Source organism: Kitasatospora sp. CB02891, assembly GCF_002803145.1.
Lineage (GTDB): Bacteria > Actinomycetota > Actinomycetes > Streptomycetales > Streptomycetaceae > Kitasatospora > Kitasatospora griseola.
In genome coordinates this window covers 241,866-260,601 of the sequence record NZ_NNBO01000010.1, presented here as the reverse complement: position 1 = coordinate 260,601, position 18,736 = coordinate 241,866, and the positions used below count along the sequence as shown (strand labels likewise).

General features: G+C 73.4%; 17 protein-coding genes and 1 riboswitch. Of the genes, 10 read left to right on the top strand and 7 right to left on the bottom strand.

Features of this window, described 5'->3' with window-relative positions; genetic code table 11:
- Window positions 1-78: 78 nt before the first annotated feature.
- The 9 genes from CG736_RS23015 to CG736_RS22975 all read left to right on the top strand — a co-directional run bounded on the left by CG736_RS23015 (window position 79) and on the right by CG736_RS22975 (window position 9,123).
- On the top strand, window positions 79-816 hold the full coding sequence (locus tag CG736_RS23015; protein ID WP_100588077.1) for an SOS response-associated peptidase: 738 nt from the start codon (window positions 79-81) through the stop codon (window positions 814-816).
- A 27-nt stretch (window positions 817-843) separates the two neighbouring features.
- On the top strand, window positions 844-1,464 hold the full coding sequence (locus CG736_RS23010; RefSeq protein ID WP_100588076.1) for an alpha/beta family hydrolase: 621 nt from the start codon (window positions 844-846) through the stop codon (window positions 1,462-1,464).
- Window positions 1,465-1,703: 239 nt separating this feature from the next.
- A complete protein-coding gene (locus CG736_RS23005) occupies window positions 1,704-2,450 on the top strand; it encodes a sigma-70 family RNA polymerase sigma factor (RefSeq protein WP_043916813.1) in 747 nt (248 codons plus the stop codon).
- Complete coding sequence (gene rsrA / locus CG736_RS23000; protein WP_043915957.1) at window positions 2,447-2,806, top strand: mycothiol system anti-sigma-R factor; 360 nt, start codon at window positions 2,447-2,449, stop codon at window positions 2,804-2,806. Before CG736_RS23005 ends, rsrA begins: the two co-directional genes overlap by 4 nt.
- A 178-nt stretch (window positions 2,807-2,984) precedes the next feature.
- Complete coding sequence (locus tag CG736_RS22995; RefSeq protein WP_100588075.1) at window positions 2,985-4,379, top strand: HD-GYP domain-containing protein; 1,395 nt, start codon at window positions 2,985-2,987, stop codon at window positions 4,377-4,379.
- A complete protein-coding gene (locus CG736_RS22990; protein WP_100588074.1) occupies window positions 4,376-5,698 on the top strand; it encodes an HD-GYP domain-containing protein in 1,323 nt (440 codons plus the stop codon). The genes CG736_RS22995 and CG736_RS22990 overlap by 4 nt, the downstream gene beginning before the upstream one ends.
- Window positions 5,699-5,826: 128 nt before the next feature.
- The gene (locus CG736_RS22985) at window positions 5,827-6,810 is read left to right on the top strand and encodes a tetratricopeptide repeat domain-containing protein (protein ID WP_043915960.1); all 984 of its coding nucleotides are present in this window, start codon (window positions 5,827-5,829) and stop codon (window positions 6,808-6,810) included.
- A 104-nt stretch (window positions 6,811-6,914) separates the two neighbouring features.
- On the top strand, window positions 6,915-7,541 hold the full coding sequence (def, locus tag CG736_RS22980) for a peptide deformylase (RefSeq protein WP_100588073.1): 627 nt from the start codon (window positions 6,915-6,917) through the stop codon (window positions 7,539-7,541).
- Between the two features lie 151 nt (window positions 7,542-7,692).
- Window positions 7,693-9,123 (top strand): glycoside hydrolase domain-containing protein, encoded by a 1,431-nt coding sequence (locus CG736_RS22975; RefSeq protein WP_100588072.1) that lies wholly within the window; start codon window positions 7,693-7,695, stop codon window positions 9,121-9,123.
- 84 nt (window positions 9,124-9,207) lie between these two features.
- On the opposite strand, the gene CG736_RS22970 is transcribed toward CG736_RS22975, so the two are convergent.
- The 3 genes from CG736_RS22970 to CG736_RS22960 all read right to left on the bottom strand — a co-directional run bounded on the left by CG736_RS22970 (window position 9,208) and on the right by CG736_RS22960 (window position 13,544).
- The gene (locus CG736_RS22970) at window positions 9,208-10,227 is read right to left on the bottom strand and encodes a ribonucleotide-diphosphate reductase subunit beta (protein WP_100588071.1); all 1,020 of its coding nucleotides are present in this window, start codon (window positions 10,225-10,227) and stop codon (window positions 9,208-9,210) included.
- A complete protein-coding gene (locus tag CG736_RS22965) occupies window positions 10,227-12,659 on the bottom strand; it encodes a ribonucleoside-diphosphate reductase subunit alpha (protein ID WP_100588070.1) in 2,433 nt (810 codons plus the stop codon). Before CG736_RS22965 ends, CG736_RS22970 begins: the two co-directional genes overlap by 1 nt.
- Before the next feature lie 171 nt (window positions 12,660-12,830).
- Window positions 12,831-12,969: riboswitch (cobalamin riboswitch) on the bottom strand.
- Window positions 12,970-13,049: 80 nt separating this feature from the next.
- Complete coding sequence (locus CG736_RS22960; RefSeq protein ID WP_100588069.1) at window positions 13,050-13,544, bottom strand: GNAT family N-acetyltransferase; 495 nt, start codon at window positions 13,542-13,544, stop codon at window positions 13,050-13,052.
- Between the two features lie 269 nt (window positions 13,545-13,813).
- On the opposite strand from CG736_RS22960, the gene CG736_RS22955 reads away from it, so the two are divergent.
- Window positions 13,814-14,812: a helix-turn-helix domain-containing protein gene (locus CG736_RS22955; RefSeq protein WP_100588068.1), complete on the top strand. Its 999-nt coding sequence runs from the start codon at window positions 13,814-13,816 to the stop codon at window positions 14,810-14,812.
- A gap of 7 nt (window positions 14,813-14,819) precedes the next feature.
- On the opposite strand, the gene CG736_RS22950 is transcribed toward CG736_RS22955, so the two are convergent.
- The 4 genes from CG736_RS22950 to CG736_RS22935 form a co-directional block, all read right to left on the bottom strand.
- The gene (locus tag CG736_RS22950; protein ID WP_100588067.1) at window positions 14,820-15,566 is read right to left on the bottom strand and encodes a histidine phosphatase family protein; all 747 of its coding nucleotides are present in this window, start codon (window positions 15,564-15,566) and stop codon (window positions 14,820-14,822) included.
- Window positions 15,567-15,733: 167 nt separating this feature from the next.
- On the bottom strand, window positions 15,734-17,329 hold the full coding sequence (gene mctP / locus CG736_RS22945) for a monocarboxylate uptake permease MctP (RefSeq protein ID WP_100588123.1): 1,596 nt from the start codon (window positions 17,327-17,329) through the stop codon (window positions 15,734-15,736).
- 20 nt (window positions 17,330-17,349) lie between these two features.
- Entirely contained in the window at window positions 17,350-17,655 is a 306-nt protein-coding gene (locus CG736_RS22940; protein WP_369880304.1) for a DUF3311 domain-containing protein, read from the bottom strand.
- 197 nt (window positions 17,656-17,852) lie between these two features.
- Complete coding sequence (locus CG736_RS22935; RefSeq protein WP_100588065.1) at window positions 17,853-18,638, bottom strand: GntR family transcriptional regulator; 786 nt, start codon at window positions 18,636-18,638, stop codon at window positions 17,853-17,855.
- Between the last annotated feature and the right edge of the window lie 98 nt (window positions 18,639-18,736).

The window sequence follows — 18,736 nt, the reverse complement described above, 5'->3', positions numbered from 1 at the left end:
CGTCGTTCGGTCCGGCAGCGTTTCACGGAAGGACGGGCGGCGACCAGCGACCGGTTCTGCTCTGGCAAGCTGAACGGCATGTGCGGCCGCTTCGCCTCCTCCACCGACCCCGCCGAGCTGGTCCGGCACTTCGGCGTCCGGCAGTGGGATCCCACCGAGACGCTGGCCCCGAGCTGGAACGTCGCCCCGACCGCGTCCGCCTTCGTCGTGCTCGACCGCACGCCCCGCGGCGAGCGCCGGCCGGTGCGTCAACTGCGGGTGCTGCGCTGGGGGTTGGTGCCGGCCTGGGCGAGCAGCCCGGACACCGCCGTGAAGATGATCAACGCCCGGGCGGAGACCGTCCACGAGAAGCCCGCCTACCGGCAGGCGTTCGCCTCGCGGCGCTGCCTGATACCCGTCGACGGGTACTACGAATGGCAGACCGCGCCCACCGGCGACCTCGCCCGGCCGCCGCGCCGCCCGTACTTCGTCTCCCGCGCCGACGGCGCCCCGCTGGCGCTGGCCGGACTGTACGAGTTCTGGCGCAACCGGGCCGTGCCCGGCGACCACCCCGACGCCTGGCTGGTCACCTGCACCGTGGTCACCACCGCCGCCGAACCGCTGCTCGCCCCCGTCCACGAACGGATGCCGCTGTACCTCGGCCCCGACCGCTGGGACGCCTGGCTCGACCCCCACGCCGAGACCGCCGACCTCACCCCGCCGCTGCCCGGCGAGCTGCGCATCCACGCCGTGCCCGACGAGGTCGGCTCGATCCGCAACAACCACCCCGGCCTGACCAGGCGACTCACCGAGGACGACCGCACCACGCTGTTCTGAGCGCGTCCTCTCTATACGCTCGGCGCCATGCAGCGGATCATCGAGACCCCCGCCGGCGACGCCCGGCTCCACTGGTTCCGGGCCGAGGCCCCGCGCGCCGTCCTGCTGCTCGGGCACGGTGCGGGCGGCGGCATCGAAGCGCCCGACCTGCAGGCGCTCGCCGCGGCGCTCCCGGCGGCGGGCGTCACCGTGGTGCTGGCCGAGCAGCCCTGGCGGGTGGCCGGCCGCAAGCTCGCGCCCGCCCCGAAGACCCTCGACGCCGGCTGGCCCGCGCAGTTCGCCGCCGCGGCCGAGGAGGGGCTGCCGGTGTTCGCGGGCGGCCGCAGCGCGGGGGCCCGGGTGGCCTGCCGCACCTCCGCCGGGCTCGGCGCGGCGGGCGTGCTGGCGCTGGCCTTCCCGCTGCACCCGCCGGGCCGGCCGGAGAAGAGCCGCGCCGGGGAACTGCTGGAGACCGGCCTGCCCACCCTGGTGGTGCAGGGCGGCGCGGACACCTTCGGCGCCCCGGAGGAGTTCCCCGCCCTGCCGGACACCCACCGCCTGGTCGAAGTGCCCTACGGCTCGCACGCGTTCAAGGTGCCGAAGAAGGCGCCGCTCGGCCAGGACGAGGCACTGGCGCTGATCACCGGGGCGGTGGCCGGCTGGCTCTGAACCCCGGTCCGGAGTGCGGGAATGTCTCGTCGCCGTGAGCGGTTGCACGAGTCGTCAGAACATGCGCCGGTGGAAAGGCAGGGTTCATGGGTTCGATCGCGTGCCCCGAGCGGTCCGAGGAGCGGGCTTCGCTCGTACCGGACTGGTCGCAGTGGGTTGCCGCGGGCGAGAAGCCGGTCAGCCCGATATCCTCGCTTCCGGGTCGGCCCGTGGTGGGCCGAGTGCAGCTGACCGAGGAGGTGGGTCCGGTCGTCGGGACCGATGACGCGGCCGTGTCTGGTGCTTCAGGCACCGACCAGGGCCGTCCGGAGGGCGAACAGCTCACCGGCGACGAACTGGCCGAGGCGATCGGCGAGGACACCTTCCGGGTGTCCGAGAGCGAGAGCGAGACGGCCAGGCGCGCGCGCTTCGAGCGCGACGCGCTGGGTTTCCTGGACCCGATGTACTCGGCGGCCCTGCGGATGACCCGCAACCCGGCCGACGCGGAGGACCTGCTCCAGGAGGCGTTCGCCAAGGCGTACGCGTCGTTCCACCAGTTCCGCGAGGGCACCAACCTCAAGGCCTGGCTCTACCGCATCCTCACCAACACGTTCATCAACTCGTACCGCAAGAAGCAGCGTGAACCGCAGCGCACCGCGGCCGAGGAGATCGAGGACTGGCAGCTCGCGCGCGCCGAGTCGCACATGTCGACGGGGCTGCGCTCCGCCGAGGCGCAGGCGCTCGACCACCTGCCGGACAGCGACGTGAAGGACGCCCTGCAGGCGATCCCGGAGGAATTCCGGATCGCGGTGTATCTCGCGGACGTCGAGGGCTTTGCGTACAAGGAGATCGCGGACATCATGGGTACACCCATCGGTACGGTGATGTCCCGACTGCACCGTGGTCGCCGCCAGTTGCGCGGCATGCTGGAGGACTACGCCCGCGAGCGGGGGCTGGTCCCGGCCGGTACCGGTGCAGGGCACGAAGCGAAGGGCGCGGGCTCATGAGCTGCGGCGATCCGCACGAGACCGAGTGCGGAGAGGTGCTCGACCACCTCTACGAATTCCTCGACAACGAGATGCCCGAGGGCGACTGCGCCAAGCTGCGCGTGCACTTCGACGAGTGCTCGCCGTGCCTGGAGAAGTACGGCCTCGAACAGGCGATCAAGGCGCTGATCAAGCGCTCGTGCGGCTGCGACGACACGCCCACCGACCTCCGGGCGAAGGTGCTGGCCCGGATCGACTCGATCCGCGCGAGCCAGCGCCCCGGCGAGGGTCCGACCGTCGAGGTGTCCTCGGTCGGCGTGGAGATGACGGTCGAAGGCGCGGCCGGTCACGGCTCCGCCGTCGCCACTGCGGAGTGATTACTCACTCGATCGAGTGAGCTGTCGCTGCTCCGGCTGCGGCAATCCGCGATCGTGCGCCCCGTCCGGGTGGCCGGGCCCTATTCTCTGACGAGTCCTCACGTCGGAGGGCCCGGTACGGGCTGGGGAGGCCGAGATCGCCAGCGAACGCGAGCGCATCGCCCTGCCGGGGCGGGCCATGGTCTACCTGGCCGCCGTGGTGACGGCGGCGCTCGCCGCGCTGCTGCCGCTGTCGGCGATCGGGCCCGGACTCGCCTGGCCCCGGGTCGCGCTGCTGTCGCTGCTCCACCTCTGTCTGGAATCGCTCGCCCAGGGCGCCCGCACGCCGTGCGCCCGGGTGTGGCGGTGGCTGCGCGGCCGGCCCGGGCCGGAGAGCCCGGCGGACCCGCGCGGCAGCGGCTTCTTCCCGGTGCTGTTCGCCGGCGTGCTGATGCTCCCCCCCGCCGCCGCGGCCCTGGTCGCGCTGCCCGGGGCGCTGCTCGGCCCGGCCCAGCAGCCGCGCGCCCTGCGCCGGGTGTGGAACGCCGCCCAACTGGCGCTGGCCGCCGCCTGCTCCGCCGAGGTGTTCCGGCTGCTCGGCGGCTCCCGGCTGCTGCTGGGCACCCGCTTCCCCGGCGCGGCCCTCGGCGCGCTCGCCGCGATCCTGACGTTCTGCCTGGTCAACGGCGTACTGGTGGCCGGCATGGTGCGGCTGACCTGCGGTTCGGCCGGCCACGGCGTGATCCGCAAGCTGCACCGGGCGGCGCCCGCGGCACTGCTGCACGGCGCGGGCGGGCTGATGGTCGCGGTGCTGTGGCAGGGCCCGTACGGGGCGTTCGCGGCGGTGCTCGGACTGCTGCCGCTGACCATCACCGCCTGGCTGTCCGCGCAGGGCCACCGCGAGCGGTCCGCGCACCGGGCCACCGTGCAGGCGCTGGTGCAGGCCGTGGAGATCAAGGACGCCTACACCCGCGGCCACAGCGAACGGGTCGGCCGGGCCTCGGTGCTGATCGCCCGCCAGCTGGGCCTCGCCGAGGACCGGATCCGCACCCTGCACTTCGCCGGCACCCTGCACGACGTCGGCAAGCTCGCGGTGGCCACCGAACTGCTGCGCCGCAACGGGCCGTTGACGGTGGCGGAGCGGCGGGCCGTCGAGGTGCACCCGGTCTTCGGGCACGAGCTGGTGCGGCAGCTGGACTTCCTCGGCGAGGGGCGCGACGGCATCCTGCACCACCACGAGCGGATCGACGGCCGCGGCTACCCGCACGGCCTGTCCGGCGACCGGATCCCGGAGTTCGCCCGGATCATCTCGGTCGCCGACGCCTTCGACTCGATGACCTCCACCCGCTCCTACCGGCGCGGCCGTCCCGTCCAGGAGGCCGTCACCGAACTGGAGCGGTGCGCCGGCAGCCAGTTCGACCCGGTGATGGTGCGGGCCCTGGTGGAGGCCGTCGCCGAACACGGCTGGCAGCCCGAGCCGCCGCCGCCCGGCGGCTGGGACGGCGAGGTGCCGGACATTCCGCTCGGCGTGCCCGAGCCGGCCCGGATGCCGCAGCAGTCCGGCCAGGGCCTGCCGGCCGGCGGGACGACATGACCGTCCGGCGGCCGGGCCCGGCCGACCTGCTGCACGGCGCGGCCGTCCTGCTCGGCGGCTGCGCGCTGGCGCACACCCTCGCCGTCGGCACCAACCAGGCCCGGGTGGCGCTGGCGTTCGCCGCGCTGATCGCGCTCGGCCAGTGCGCCGGGCCCGCGCTGCCCGGCGACCGCGAGCCGGCGCCGGTGGCCACCGCCGTCGCCCTCGCGTACGCGCTGCTCGGGCCGCTGCACGGACTGCCCACCGGGCACGGGGTGCTGCAGGCCACCGTCGTCACCGCGGTCGGCACCGCCGCCGGGCTCGTCGTGCAGCTGGCCGGGCGGGCCGCGCTGGCCGCCGTCCGGCGCCGGCCGCGCAGCCCGCTGGGCGGGCTGGACGCCGCCGCCCGCCGGCTGGTCACCGTCACCTTCGCCGCACTGCTGTTCCAACCGCTGTACGAGTCCGGCGCCACCGACCGGCTGCCCGGCCCCGCGTACGGGGCGCTGCTGGCGGCCGTCGCCGCGCTGGCCGCGCTCGGCGACGCCGTGCTGGCGGCCGGGCAGCAGCGGGCCCGCACCGGGCTGCGGTACAGCGCCGCGCTGGACGACCAGCTGCACGCGCTGCTCGGCATCGGCTCCGCGCAGGTCGCCACCGGGCTGCTGCTCAGCCTGCTGGCGGGCGAGGCCGGACTGTGGGCGCTCCCGGTGTTCTGCGTGCCGCTGCTGCTCGCGCAGGCCTCGTTCCGGCGGGCCGTGGAGGTGCGGGCCACCACCGGGCAGACCATCGAGACGCTCGCCCGGGCCACCGAGATCGCCGGCTACACCACGCCCGGGCACGCCCGCCGGGTGGCCGACACCGCGTGCGCGCTGGGGCGCGAACTCGGGCTCGGAAGCCGTGAGTTGACGCTGCTGGAATATGCCGCGCTGATGCACGACATCGGCCAGCTGTCGCTGGTCGAGCCGGTGCCCGGCGGGGCGACCGCGCTGCTGCCCGACGACGAGCAGCAGCGGATCGCCCGGCTCGGCAGCGAGGTGATCCGGCGCACCGGCGTGCCCCGGCAGGTGTGGCAGCAGGTCGCCCGGCTCGCCGATCCGTGCCGGCTCGACGACGGCCGGCACGACCCGACCCTGCCGCTGGCCTCCCGGATCATCCGGGTCGCCAACGCGCACGACGACCTGCGCACCGCCGCCGCCGACCGCCCCCGGGCCGGCGCCCTGGACCCGCTCGACCACCTGCGGCTGGACGCCGGCCGCGGCTACGACCCGGTGGTGCTGGACGCGCTCGCCCGGCTCGGCCGCCGCGGCCACCGCGCGGCCCGCTGCCGGTTCGCGGCCCGATGAGCCCCGCGGCCCGCGGCCTGAATGGCCGCGCGGGGCGCGCAGCCCGCGGCGGGCGTGGTTGGATGCGGTCGTGGCGGGAAGACCCGGAGGCGGGGCGACCCGGTGACGACCGACGGCAAGGGACCAACGTGAGGATCTTCCACCGCGCACGGCACCGTCCGTCGGCGACCTGGCGGCAGACCACCGACCGTGCGTTCACGCTGATCGGCGACGGCCGCTACGAGGACGCCGGGGCGCTGCTGGTGATGGCGGCCGACCTGGAACCGTGGCTGTCGGACTCCTGGTTCAACCTGGCGCTGCTGCACAAGTTCCGCCGCGACTGGGAGCAGGCCCGCAGCGCCGGCCTGCGCGCCGTCGCGCTGCTCGACCGCCAGCACGGCGCGCCGGACTGGTGGAACCTCGGCATCACCGCCACCGCCCTGCAGGACTGGCCGCTGGCCCGCCGCGCCTGGCAGGCGTACGGGCTGCGGCTGCCCGGCGGGCCGGGCACGGACGGGCCGATCGAGCTCGACCTCGGCACCACGCCGGTGCGGCTGTCCCCGGACGGCGAGTCCGAGGTGGTGTGGGGCCGCCGGCTCGACCCGGCGCGGATCGAGGTGCTGTCCATCCCGCTGCCGTCCTCCGGCCGCCGCTGGGGCGAAGTGGTGCTGCACGACGGCGCGCCGCACGGCGAGCGGGTCGCCGACGGCGTCGCCTACCCGGTGTTCGACGAGATCGAGCTGTGGGCGCCCTCGCCGGTGCCGACCTGGGTGGTGCTGCTGCAGGCCGCCACCGCCGCCGACCGGGACGCGCTGGAGAAGACCGTCGCCGACGCCGGGTACGCCGCGGAGGACTGGACGTCCTCGGTGCGGCTGCTGTGCCGGACCTGCTCGGAGAGCCGGATGGCCATCGACGACGGCCACACCGCGCACCACGACCCGCACGACGACGGCGACCCGCTGCACCCCGGCCACCTCAGCCACCTCAGCCAGGGCTCGGCCGGCGGCCCCTGGCAGATCGAACGCGAATGCGGCATCGCCGCGCCCGCCGGGCTGGTCCGCACCCTGCTGGAACGTTGGGCCGCCGCGTCCCCGGCCACCCGCGCCTACCGGGACCTCGAAGAGGTGTGCTGACCCTCCCCGGGCCGTAAGGGGGCCGGGAGGTACCCCCGTGCGCCGCCGCGCCCCGTACCCTGGACCGGTACACCAGCCGGACGCGGACGGAGCGGAAGCAAGCGATGGCCGAGCACCACGACCACGAGCACGACCACGAGCACCAGGACGGCGACGTCCAGCGGGTGGTCGGCGAACTGCCCGACCCGGGCAAGGGCACCGCCCGCCCGATCACCGTGGTCGGCAACCCGGTGCTGCACCGCGAGACGCAGACCGTCACCGCCTTCGACGACGACCTCGCGGCCCTCGTCGACGACATGTTCCAGTCGATGTACGCCGCCGAGGGCGTCGGCCTGGCCGCCAACCAGATCGGCGTCGACCTGAAGGTCTTCGTCTACGACTGCCCCGACGACGAGGGCGTCCGCCACGTCGGACACGTCGTCAACCCGGTGCTGGAGGAGCTCCCCGCGGGCCGCCGCACCCTGGACGACAGCCAGGAGGGCTGCCTGTCGGTGCCCACCGCCTACCAGGAGCTGGCCCGCCCCGACTACGCCGCCGTCACCGGCCAGGACAAGCACGGCAACCCGGTCCGGGTCGAGGGCACCGGCTTCTTCGCCCGCTGCCTCCAGCACGAGACCGACCACCTGTACGGCTACCTGTACATCGACCGGCTCTCCAAGCGCGACCGCAAGAGCGCCCTGCGGCAGATGGCCGAAGGCACCCCCAAGTACGCCACGGTGCCCAACGACTGACGGATCGTCGACTGTTCGCGGAGGGGGTCGCGCCCGAAGGTGTGGCCCCCTCCGGCATGTCCCGCTCCGGCTGGTGTGTCGGGTCCGGGCGGCGGGGAGTGCCCATTAGTGTCCGCGAGCACGGGACGGAACTCGGGCAAGGGGCTGGCGGATGGGCAGGCTGTGGCGGACGGCGGCACGCGTCGGACTGGTCCTCCTGGCGGTGGCGGGCACCGGCGGAGGACGGACGGCGGGGGCCGCCCAGCGGCCGGCGGTGGACGCGGGGCCGGTCCGGGCGGCCGCGCAGCCGGGCCTGCCGGTCCCGTCGCAGCTGGCGCGGGAGGCCGCCGGGCGCCGGCTGCGGGCCCGGCCGGCCGGCGCAGCGCCGGCGGCGACGGCGCTCGGGGCCGCCGGGCCGGAGCAGGTGCGGCCGATCCCGGAGACCGCCGCCACCGACGCCCGGGAGGCGCCCGAGGCCGTCGACGAGCAGGCGGACGGCCAGGGCGGCGCCCCCGACGAGGGCCCGCGCACCGACGTCGCCGGCCTGGCCTTCGACCGGTGCGCCGCACCGTCGGACGGCGTGATGCAGACCTGGGCGGCGTCCTCCCCGTACCAGGCGGTCGGGGTGTACATCGGCGGGCCCGCGCAGGCCTGCGCCGCCCCGGGCCGGGACTGGGTGGACGCCCGGGCCGCCGAGGGCTGGGCGTTCCTGCCGATCTACGTCGGACGCCAGGCGGCCCGCGCCAACCTGCTGGTCGACGCCGACCCGGACACCGCCCGCCGGCAGGGCGCGGACGCCGCCGACGACGCCGTGCGCAAGGCCGAGGACCTGGGCTTCCGGCCCGGCGCGGTGCTCTACAACGACATGGAGGACTACGACCGCGACCGGTACCGCGACCGGGTCCTCGCCCACCTGGCCGGCTGGACCGAGCAACTGCACGCCCACGGCTACCGCTCCGGCGTCTACACCGGCGCCTCCAGCGGCGTGCAGGACCTCGCCGCCCGCTGGGACGACGCCTCCTACCCGCAGCCCGACGTGCTGTGGGCCGCCGCCTGGAACTCCCACCACGACGCGACCGACGTCGGCATGGGCCTGCCCGAGGGCGCCGGCGACTTCACCGGCGGCCGGCGCGCCCACCAGTACTCGGGCGACACCGCCGAGGAGTACGGCGGCAGCCGGATGGTCGTCGACGCCTCCTACGTGGACGCCACCTCGCCCGCCGTCGACGGCCGGCTGTCCGCGGGCCGGCGGCTCGACCCCGGGCGGAGCATCGGCAGCCGCACGGTGACGCTCACCATGCAGGGGGACGGCGACCTGACGCTGCGCCAGCGCGACGGCGGCCGGCTGCTGTGGTCGTCGCGGACCGGCGGCCACCCGGGCGCGTACGCGGTGCAGCAGGACGACGGCAACCTGGTGGTCTACGACGTCCGCGACGGCGGCCCCTGGGCGGGCGCCGCCCTGTGGTCCACCGGCACCTGGAACAGCCCGGGCGCGTACGCGGTGCTTCAGGACGACGGCAACTTCGTGCTGTACCGGCGCGGCGGCGGCCCGGCCACCGGCGGCGTCGCGTGGGCGACCGGCACCTCGGTGCACAGCGGCTGAGCAGCCCCGCGAACGGCGAAGGGCCGCACCCCGGCAACCGGGGTGCGGCCCTTCGCCGCCGGCGACGCCTCGGGCGGGCGTCTCCTAGAAGTCGTCGTCGAAGGAGACCGAGCCCTCCACGGCGACCTGGTACGCGGAGACCCGGCGCTCGAAGAAGTTGGTCAGCTCCTGGACGTTCTGCAGCTCCATGAACCCGAACGGGTTGGTGGAGCCGTAGCGGATCGGCATGCCGAGCCGGGCCAGGCGCTGGTCGGCGACGGCCTCCAGGTACTGGCGCATCGACTCGGTGTTCATGCCGGGCAGGCCCTCGCCGCACAGGTCGCGGGCGAACTGGAGCTCGGCCTCGACGGCCTCCTCCAGCATCTCGGTGACCTGCTGGGCCATCTTGTCGTCGAAGAGGTCGGGCTCCTCCTCACGGACGGTGTCGACCACCGAGAACGCGAAGTCCATGTGCATCGACTCGTCGCGGAACACCCAGTTGGTGCCGGTCGCCAGGCCGTGCAGCAGGCCGCGGCTGCGGAACCAGTACACGTAGGCGAACGCGCCGTAGAAGAACAGGCCCTCGACGCACGCCGCGAAGCAGATCAGGTTCAGCAGGAAGGCCCGCCGGTCCTCCTTGCTCTGCAGCGAGTCGATGTGGTCGACCGCGTTCATGTACTTGAAGCAGAACTGCGCCTTCTGCGCGATGGAGGGGATGTTCTCCACCGCGGCGAAGGCCGCGTTCCGGTCCTCCGGGTCGGGCAGGTAGGTGTCCAGCAGCGTCAGGTAGAACTGGACGTGCACGGCCTCCTCGAACAGCTGCCGCGACAGGTAGAGCCGCGCCTCCGGCGAGTTGATGTGCTTGTAGAGGCTCAGCACCACGTTGTTCGACACGATCGAGTCACCGGTGGCGAAGAACGCGACCAGCCGGCCGATCATGTGCCGCTCGCCCTCGGAGAGCTTGGCGAGGTCGGCGACGTCGGAGTGCAGGTCCACCTCCTCGACCGTCCAGGTGTTCTTGATCGCGTCCCGGTACCGGTCGTAGAACGACGGGTAGCGCATCGGACGCAGCGTCAGCTCGAAGCCCGGGTCGAGCAGCATCTTCTTCTGGTCTTCGGAGCTCATTACTGGCACGCCTCGCAGGACTCGGGGTTCTCCAGGGAGCAGGCGATGGCGTCCTGCTCGGCCTGGCTGAGGGTCGGGGTCTGCACCGGCACGGGGGCGGCGGTGCGGGCGGCGCCCGACGCGGCCTGGGCGATCCGGGTCGCGGGACGGGAACGCAGGTAGTAGGTGGTCTTCAGACCGACCTTCCACGCGTACGCGTACATCGAGGACAGCTTGCCGATGGTCGGCGCCGCCATGAACAGGTTCAGCGACTGGCTCTGGTCGATGTACGGCTGCCGGGCGGCGGCCAGGTCGATCAGCGCACGCTGCGGCAGCTCCCACGCCGTGCGGTACAGCGAACGGACGTTCTCCGGCAGCCACTTGAAGTCCTGCACGGAGCCGTTGGCCTCGCGCAGCTCGTCCCGGGTCTGCTGGTCCCAGACGCCGAGCTCCTTCAGCTCGCGCACCAGGTACGGGTTGACCTGGAGGAACTCGCCGGACAGCGTCTCGCGCTTGAACAGGTTGGACACCTGCGGCTCGATGCACTCGTAGACGCCGGCGATGGACGCGATGGTCGCGGTCGGGGCGATCGCCAGCAGCAGCGAGTTGCGCAGGCCGGTCTCGGCGATCCGGACCCGCAGCGCGTCCCAGCGCTCGGTCCACTGCGGGGCGGCCGCCCCGCTGTGCTGGTCCTTGAAGAAATGGTCGATGTGCAGCTGGCCGCGGGCCGCGCGGGTCTCGCCGTACGCCTCGTGGCGGCCGAACTGCTCGGCCAGGTCCGCGGAGCGCTCGTACGCGGTGAGCATGATGCGCTCGGAGATCAGCGTGGACAGCTGCTTCGCCTCGGCGGAGTCGAAGTCCAGCCGCAGCTTGAAGAAGACGTCCTGCAGGCCCATCACGCCGAGGCCGACCGGGCGCCAGCGGGAGTTGGACGTCCCGGCCTCGGTGGTCGGGTAGAAGTTGATGTCGATCACGCGGTCGAGGAAGGTCACCGCGGTGCGCACGGTGGCGTCCAGGCGGTCCCAGTCCATGGCGTTGATCAGGTCGTCGGCCGTGGCGCCCGGGGCGACGTGCGCGCCCAGGTTGACCGAGCCCAGGTTGCAGACCGCGGTCTCGGAGTCGTCGGTGACCTCCAGGATCTCGGTGCACAGGTTCGAGGAGTGCACCGTGCGGCCCGGCAGCGCGGTCTGGTTGGCGGCCCGGTTGGAGGCGTCCTTGAAGGTCATCCAGCCGTTGCCGGTCTGCGCCAGGGTGCGCATCATCCGGGCGTACAGGGTCTGCGCGGGGATGGTGCGCACGGCCTTGCCGGCCAGCTCGGCCTTGCGGTAGGCCTCGTCGAAGTCGGCGCCCCACAGGTCGACCAGCTCGGGCACGTCCGCCGGGGAGAACAGCGACCAGTCCTGGTCGGCGTTCACGCGGCGCATGAACTCGTCCGGGATCCAGTGCGCCAGGTTCAGGTTGTGGGTGCGCCGGGCCTCTTCGCCGGTGTTGTCGCGGAGCTCCAGGAACTCCTCGATGTCGGCGTGCCAGGTCTCCAGGTACACGCAGGCCGCGCCCTTGCGCCGTCCGCCCTGGTTGACCGCCGCCACGGAGGAGTCCAGGGTGCGCAGGAACGGGACGATGCCGTTCGACTTGCCGTTGGTGCCGCGGATCAGCGAGCCGCGGGAGCGGATCCGCGAGTAGGACAGGCCGATGCCGCCGGCGTGCTTGGACAGCCGGGCGATCTGCGCGTACCGGTTGTAGATCGAGTCCAGGTTGTCCAGCGGCGAGTCCAGCAGGTAGCAGGAGGACATCTGCGGGTGCCGGGTGCCGGAGTTGAACAGCGTCGGGGAGCTGGTCAGGTACTCCAGGCGGCTCATCAGCTTGTACAGCTCGGCCACCTCCAGCACCGACTGCTCGGAGGTGCCGACCGCCAGGCCCGCCGCCACGCGCAGCAGGAAGTGCTGCGGGGTCTCGACCACCTTGCGGGTGATCGGGTGGCGCAGCAGGTAGCGGGACTGCACGGTGCGCAGGCCGAAGTACTCGAAGCGGTCGTCGCCGGCGGCGTCGATCAGCGAGTCGAACAGCGCGGTGTGCGCGGCCACGAACTCGGCGGTGGCGTCGCCGATCAGGCCCTCGGCGTGGCCGACGGCGATCGAGGCGGAGAACGAGGTGACGCCCTGGGTGGCGGCCTCGTCGGCGATCTCCATGGCCAGCAGGCGGGCGGCCAGCTTCGAGTACTGCGGGTCCTCGGCGATCATCGACGCGGCGGCCTCCACGGCCAGCCCGCGCAGCTCGGCGAAGTCCGAGCCGGCGTGGCGGCCGCGCAGCGCGGCGGCGGCGACGTGGCCGGGGTCCACCTGGGGGAGGTCGGTGCTGCGGTCGGTGAGCAGCCGAAGCAGCGCCGCACCGGGGTCGGTGAAGGCGTCGGCGGATCCCTGGGACGGCAGGGTGACTGAGGCGGCGACGGTCAAGGCGCACTCTCTCCTGTGGCGGCGACGGACGTGGATCGAGGTGTCCGACGGCACGCGTGCGGCAGGGGAGGACGGCACGCCGACAACGATCGAACGGCGCGCGAAAGACCCACCCCCGGCCCGCCCGCGAGGCCGGACGGCAAAACAGTGCTGCATGGCGTCTGCGGGGATGCCGTGTCGCACACCGTCGGCAGGTCCTCGGACTGCGCGGGCGTCGCTACAGCCCGCTCACCGTTGCGGGGCAGTCCCGGACTTTCACCGGGTTCCCCTGCTTCGACAGCGAGGTCGAGCATACATGTTGTGGCGGCTGGAGCTGGCGGCACCAGATGTAGTAGCGCGTGTCGCGTCGTGGTGCCGCGCGTAGACAACGGAAACCGCGCCCGAGGGGCCTCAGAACCGCATCGTGTAGACCATCAGATCCATGCCGGGGGCCGCCTCCCAGTCCCGTTCGGGGGTGCGGAGGAAGCCCAGAGCATCGTAGATCCGGTGCGCCGCGGTCATCTCCGGCCGGGTGGAGAACGCCATCCCGGCCAGTCCGAGTTCCCGGCTGCGGTCGATCGCCGCGCCCACCAGCGCCCGTCCGACGCCGCGCCCGCGGGCGGCCGCGCCGACCGCCAGCATCCGGATCTCGCCCTCGTCCGGGAGCGCGATGTCCGCCCAGGGGGTGCCGCCTGCGGCGAACGTCACGCAGCCGAGGACCGTCCCGTCGCCGTCGACGGCGACCAGCAGCTCGGCCTCCCGGTTGCGGCGCCCGGTGTCCCGGAGGAGCTCGACGTAGCCGGAGTCGGGACGGGTGTGGCCGTCGCCGACGAAGGCTTCGACGCTGACCTCCCCGGCTCCGGCGAGGTCGTGGTCGAGGGCGCGGCGGACGATCGGGGAGTGCATCCGGACAGTGTGCCGGACCGCGTCCGGCGCGGGTCGGCCAGGTCCGGGTCGAAGGGCCAGCCGGTCGGCCGGTGCCGGTCGTCCCGGCCGTGCCGGGCGTTGCGGTCCAGGTCCCGGCCGACCAGGACGCCGAGGAGTCCGAAGCCGGCGAGGAGGCCCAGCAGGGCGAGCGTGGAGGTCATGGCCCCACTCTCCGCGCGCCGGCCGCCCGCCACGAGTGGCAGGAACGCACCATTGCCGCGAAATCCTGCCACTGCCATGCTGGGCGGATGCTGAAGAACGTCGCGGTGATCGTGATGGAGGAGGTCCACCCCTTCGAGCTGGGGGTGGCCTGCGAGGTGTTCGGCCTGGACCGCAGCGACACCGGCCTGCCGGTGTACGAGTTCGGCCTGGTCGCCGACCGGCCCGGCCCGATGCGCACCCACGCCGGATTCGACGTCCACGTCCCGTGCGGCCCGGAGCGGCTCGCCGAGGCGGACCTGGTGATCGCCACCGCCACCGGCATCCGCGAGCACTACCCCGAGGCGCTGTGCGAGGCGCTGCGGGCCGCCCACGCGCGCGGCGCGTACCTGCTGTCGATCTGCTCCGGCAGCTTCCTGCTCGGCGCCGCCGGCCTGCTCGACGGCCGCCGCAGCACCACCCACTGGCGGTACGTCGACGTGCTGGCCGAGCGCTTCCCGCTGACCACCGTCGAGCCCGACGTGCTGTACGTGGACGACGACCCGGTGATCACCTCGGCCGGCACCGCCGCCGGCATCGACGCCTGCCTGCACCTGGTCCGCAAGGTGCAGGGCGCCGAGGTGGCCCGGGAGATCGCCCGCCGGATGGTGGTCGCCCCGCACCGGGACGGCGGGCAGGCCCAGTTCATCAGCCGCCCGCTGCCCGAGGGCGACGGCGACTCGCTGGCCGGCACGCTGGAGTGGATGCGCCGCCACCTCGACCGGGAGACCAGCGTGGACGACCTCGCCCGGCACGCCCACATGTCCCCGCGCACCTTCGCCCGGCGCTTCCAGCAGGAGACCGGCACCACCCCGCACCGCTGGCTGACCGGCCAGCGGGTGCTGTTCGCGCAGCGCCTGCTGGAGTCCACCGACGAGAGCGTGGACGCGGTCGCCGCCCGCTGCGGCTTCGGCAACGCCGCCACCCTGCGGCACCACTTCGGCCGCCGCCTCGGCACCACCCCGCAGGCCTACCGGCGGGCCTTCGGCGGCCACGGCGTCCCGGTGCGGACCGCCGGGCTCCGGTCCGCCGGGCTCCGGTCCGTCTGACGGGCGCTCAGGACAGGTGCGCGGTCTCGTTCCAGCCGGACGGCCGCAGCCGGCCCTCGCGGGCCCGCCACACGCTGGTCGAGCAGTTGGCGACCGGCGGCAGCGCCAGCAGCTCCTCCTCGCCCAGCCGGTCCAGCACGTGACGCAGCATCAGCACCGTGCAGTCGTGCGCGACCAGCAGCACCGGCCGCCCGGCCTCCTCCTCGCCCAGGTCGCGCAGCAGGCCGCGCACCCGCAGCGCCACGTCCAGCCAGGACTCGCCGCCGGGCGGCCGGTAGTACAGCTCGCCCATCCGCCGGCGGCGCTCGGCCTCGGCGGGGTGGTCGCGCTCGATGGCGGCCTTGGTGAGCATCTCCAGCACGCCCAGCTCGCGGTCGCGCAGCCGCTCGTCGTAGCGGATCGGCAGGCCGACCGGGACGGCGCCCAGCCCCGACGCCTGGGCGAGGGCGATTCTCGCGGTCTCCGCGGTGCGCACGTACGGGGAGCACCACACCGAGCGGGGCCGGTCGGCGGGCGGCCGGGCGGCCCACCACCGGCCCAGGTCGTGGGCCTGGGCCTGGCCGCGCATGGAGAGCGGGATGTCGGCGTCCCGGCAGGTGATCGGGACGGTCAGGGCGCCGCTGGAGTCCGCGTGCCGGAACTCCACGTTGGCCGTGGACTCGCCGTGCCGGGTGGCGATCAGGACCGACGGCAGCCGCCGCCCGCCGTCGGTCTGGGTGCGGTGCCCGGTGCGTACCGTGGTGAGGTCGGTCATTGGCGGTGGCTCCCCGTTGTCGGTGCTGCGTCGGTGGTGCTCGTCTCTCCCCGGTCTCTCCCGAAAAGGGCTGTCATAACAGATGATCGCGCCGTCACCCCAGTGTCGATCGAGGCAACGGCGCGACCCAAGGGCGCATTCGGAGGCGCGTTGCGCCCCTGCACGCGTCAGTGCGCCAGCGTGGGCTGCGGGGCCCGCTCCACGGCCTCGTCACCGGCCTCCGCGGAATAGTCGGCGCTGGCGGTCTCGTCGGCCCCCTCCGGGGCCTTCAGGGCCCGCAGCACCAGCGTCAGCACCACCGCGACGAGCAGGTTCAGCACGAACCCGGTCAGGCCGATGTAGCCGACCTCCCCGATCACCGGGATCTTCGCGGCCGAGCCGCCGAAGTGCTTGGTGGCCGGCGACGCGATGCCGTACGCCTTCCAGGTGCCGTACAGCATGCCGACCGCCCAGCCGGCCAGCAGCGCCCAGCGGTGGAACCAGCGGGTGAACAGGCCCGCCACCAGCGCCACCGCGGTCTGCAGGATCCACACGCCGCCCAGCAGCTGCATGTTGATCGCCGCCTGCTTGTCCATCACCAGTACGAACGCCAGCGCGCCGACCTTCACCAGCAGCGAGGCGATCTTCGCCACCCGGGTCTCGTCGGCCGGCGTGGCGTCCGGCCTCAGGAACTCCTTGTAGACGTTGCGGGTGAACAGGTTCGCCGCCGCGATCGACATGATCGCGGCGGGCACCAGCGCGCCCACCCCGATCGCCGCGAACGCCACCCCGGTGAACCAGCTCGGGAACATGTCCGCGAACAGCTGCGGCACCGCCAGCTGCGCGTTGAACTTCTTGTCGCCCTTGCCCACCCCGGCCGCGATCGCCATGAAGCCCAGCAGCGCCAGCAGGCCCAGCATCAGCGAGTACGTCGGCAGGATCGCCATGTTGCGGCGCACCGTGTTGCGGGACTTCGCCGCCAGCACGCCCGTCACCGAGTGCGGGTACATGAACAGCGCCAGCGCCGACCCGAACGCCAGCGTCGCGTACGACCACTGCGCGGCCGGCCCGGTGACCAGCGAACCCGGCGCCTTGTGGGTCACCGGGTCCGGAGTGAACTTGTGCGCCGCCGCGTCGAAGATGTGCCCGTAGCCGCCCAGCCGCATCGGGATGTAGATCACCGCGACCAGGATCACCACGTACACCAGGGTGTCCTTGACGAAGGCGATCAGCGCCGGCGCCCGCAGGCCCGAGGAGTACGTGTACGCCGCCAGCACGCCGAACGCCAGGAACAGCGGCAGGTCCTGCAGGAACCAGTTCCCGGAGCCGCCGACGCCCAGCACGTCCAGCACCGCCTGGATGCCCACCAGCTGCAGCGCCACGTACGGCATGGTCGCCAGGATGCCGGTCAGCGCCACCGCCACCGACAGCCCGCGCGACCCGTACCGGCCGCGCACGAAGTCCGCCGTCGTCACGTAGCCGTGCACCCGCGACACCGACCACAGCCGCGGCAGGATCAGGAACACCAGCGGGTACGCGATGATCGTGTACGGCACCGCGAAGAAGCCCGCCGCGCCCGCCCCGTAGACCAGCGCCGGCACCGCGATGAACGTGTACGCGGTGTACAGGTCGCCGCCCAGCAGGAACCAGGTGATCCAGGTGCCGAAGCTGCGGCCGCCCAGACCCCACTCGTGCAGGTGCTGGGCGTCGTCCGCCCGGCGCCAGCGCGACGCCAGGAAGCCCATCACGGTGACCGCGGCGAAGAACAGCAGGAAGACCGTCATCGCGGTCCAGTCCACGTGCTTCACGACTGCTCACCCCCGTCCGGCTGGGACGGAACCTGCACCGCGACGGACGGGACGGCCTTGCGGGCCGCCTCGTCCCGGCGCAGCAGCAGGTACGCGGAGGTGGTGAACACCGCCGACAGCGGCACCCACATCAGCTGGTACCAGTAGAAGAACGGCATGCCGCCGAGCGCCGGTTCGGTCTTGCTGTACGACGGCACCCACAGCACCACCACGATCGGCACCAGCAGGCACAGGCCGGCCAGTACCCGGGCGGGGGAGACCACGGGCAGTGCGCCCGCGGATGGCGATTGAGACGACGACACGAGCGGCTCCCGGGATGACGAGGAGTCACCTCACTGGCACCGCACCGCACATCGCTGTACGTCCGCCGAGCAGTACCTTCGGTGATCGAAAGGTCTCCGCGAGAGTAGGGCAGGGGAGTGACTTGTGTCACTACCCTGTCAACCGATCGTTCCGCGACGGCTGTTCGGGCCGCCTGCGCGGGCCGCTCGGAGGCTGCCTACGCGGGCCGCTGCAGCCTGGTGGTGAACTTGTACCGGTCCCCGCGGTAGATCGACCGCACCCACTCCACCGGCGCGCCGTCCGCGTCGAAGGAGTGCCGGGACAGCTGGAGCATCGGCAGGCCCAGGTCGGAGCCGAGCAGGCCGGCCTCGCGCGGGTTGGCCAGGGTGGTCTCGATGGTCTCCTCGGCCTCCGCGACCGTCACGCCGTAGACCTCGCGCAGCGCGGTGTACAGCGAGTTGTGCTTGGCGAGGTTGCGTCGGAGCGCGGGGAAGCGCTTGGCCGACAGGTGCGCCACCTCGATCGCCATCGGGTCGCCGTTCGCGAGCCGCAGGCGCTCGATCCGCAGGACGCGCCCGCCGGGCTTGATGTCCAGCAGCGGGGCGAGCCGCTCGTCCGCGGAGATGTACGCGACCTCGACCAGCCGGGAGGTCGGCTCCATGCCCTGGGCGCGCATGTCCTCGGTGTACGAGGTCAGCTGCAGGGCCTGTGCGACCTTCGGCTTGGCGACGAAGGTGCCCTTGCCCTGGATGCGCTCCAGCCGGCCCTCGACCACCAATTCCTGCAGTGCCTGCCGGACGGTGGTGCGGGAGGTGTCGAACTGGGCGGCCAGCGCCCGCTCCGGGGGCACCGGGGTGCCAGCCGGCTGGGTCTCGGTCAGCTGCAGCAGGTGCCGCTTCAGGCCGTAGTACTTCGGCACCCGGGCCGTGGCGGTGGCAGGGCCGGTCTGGGTCGGCACCGTGGAGCCCTCGGCGAGCGCCGCCGAATCCCTGTCGCCACTCATGGCAGCTCTCACTCCTCGTTGGAGATGGGTCCTTAACGGACCCCTAAGTCCTATGTAACAGCACATGTTTGCACGCACGGGGAAGCAAGCGGGAGCGC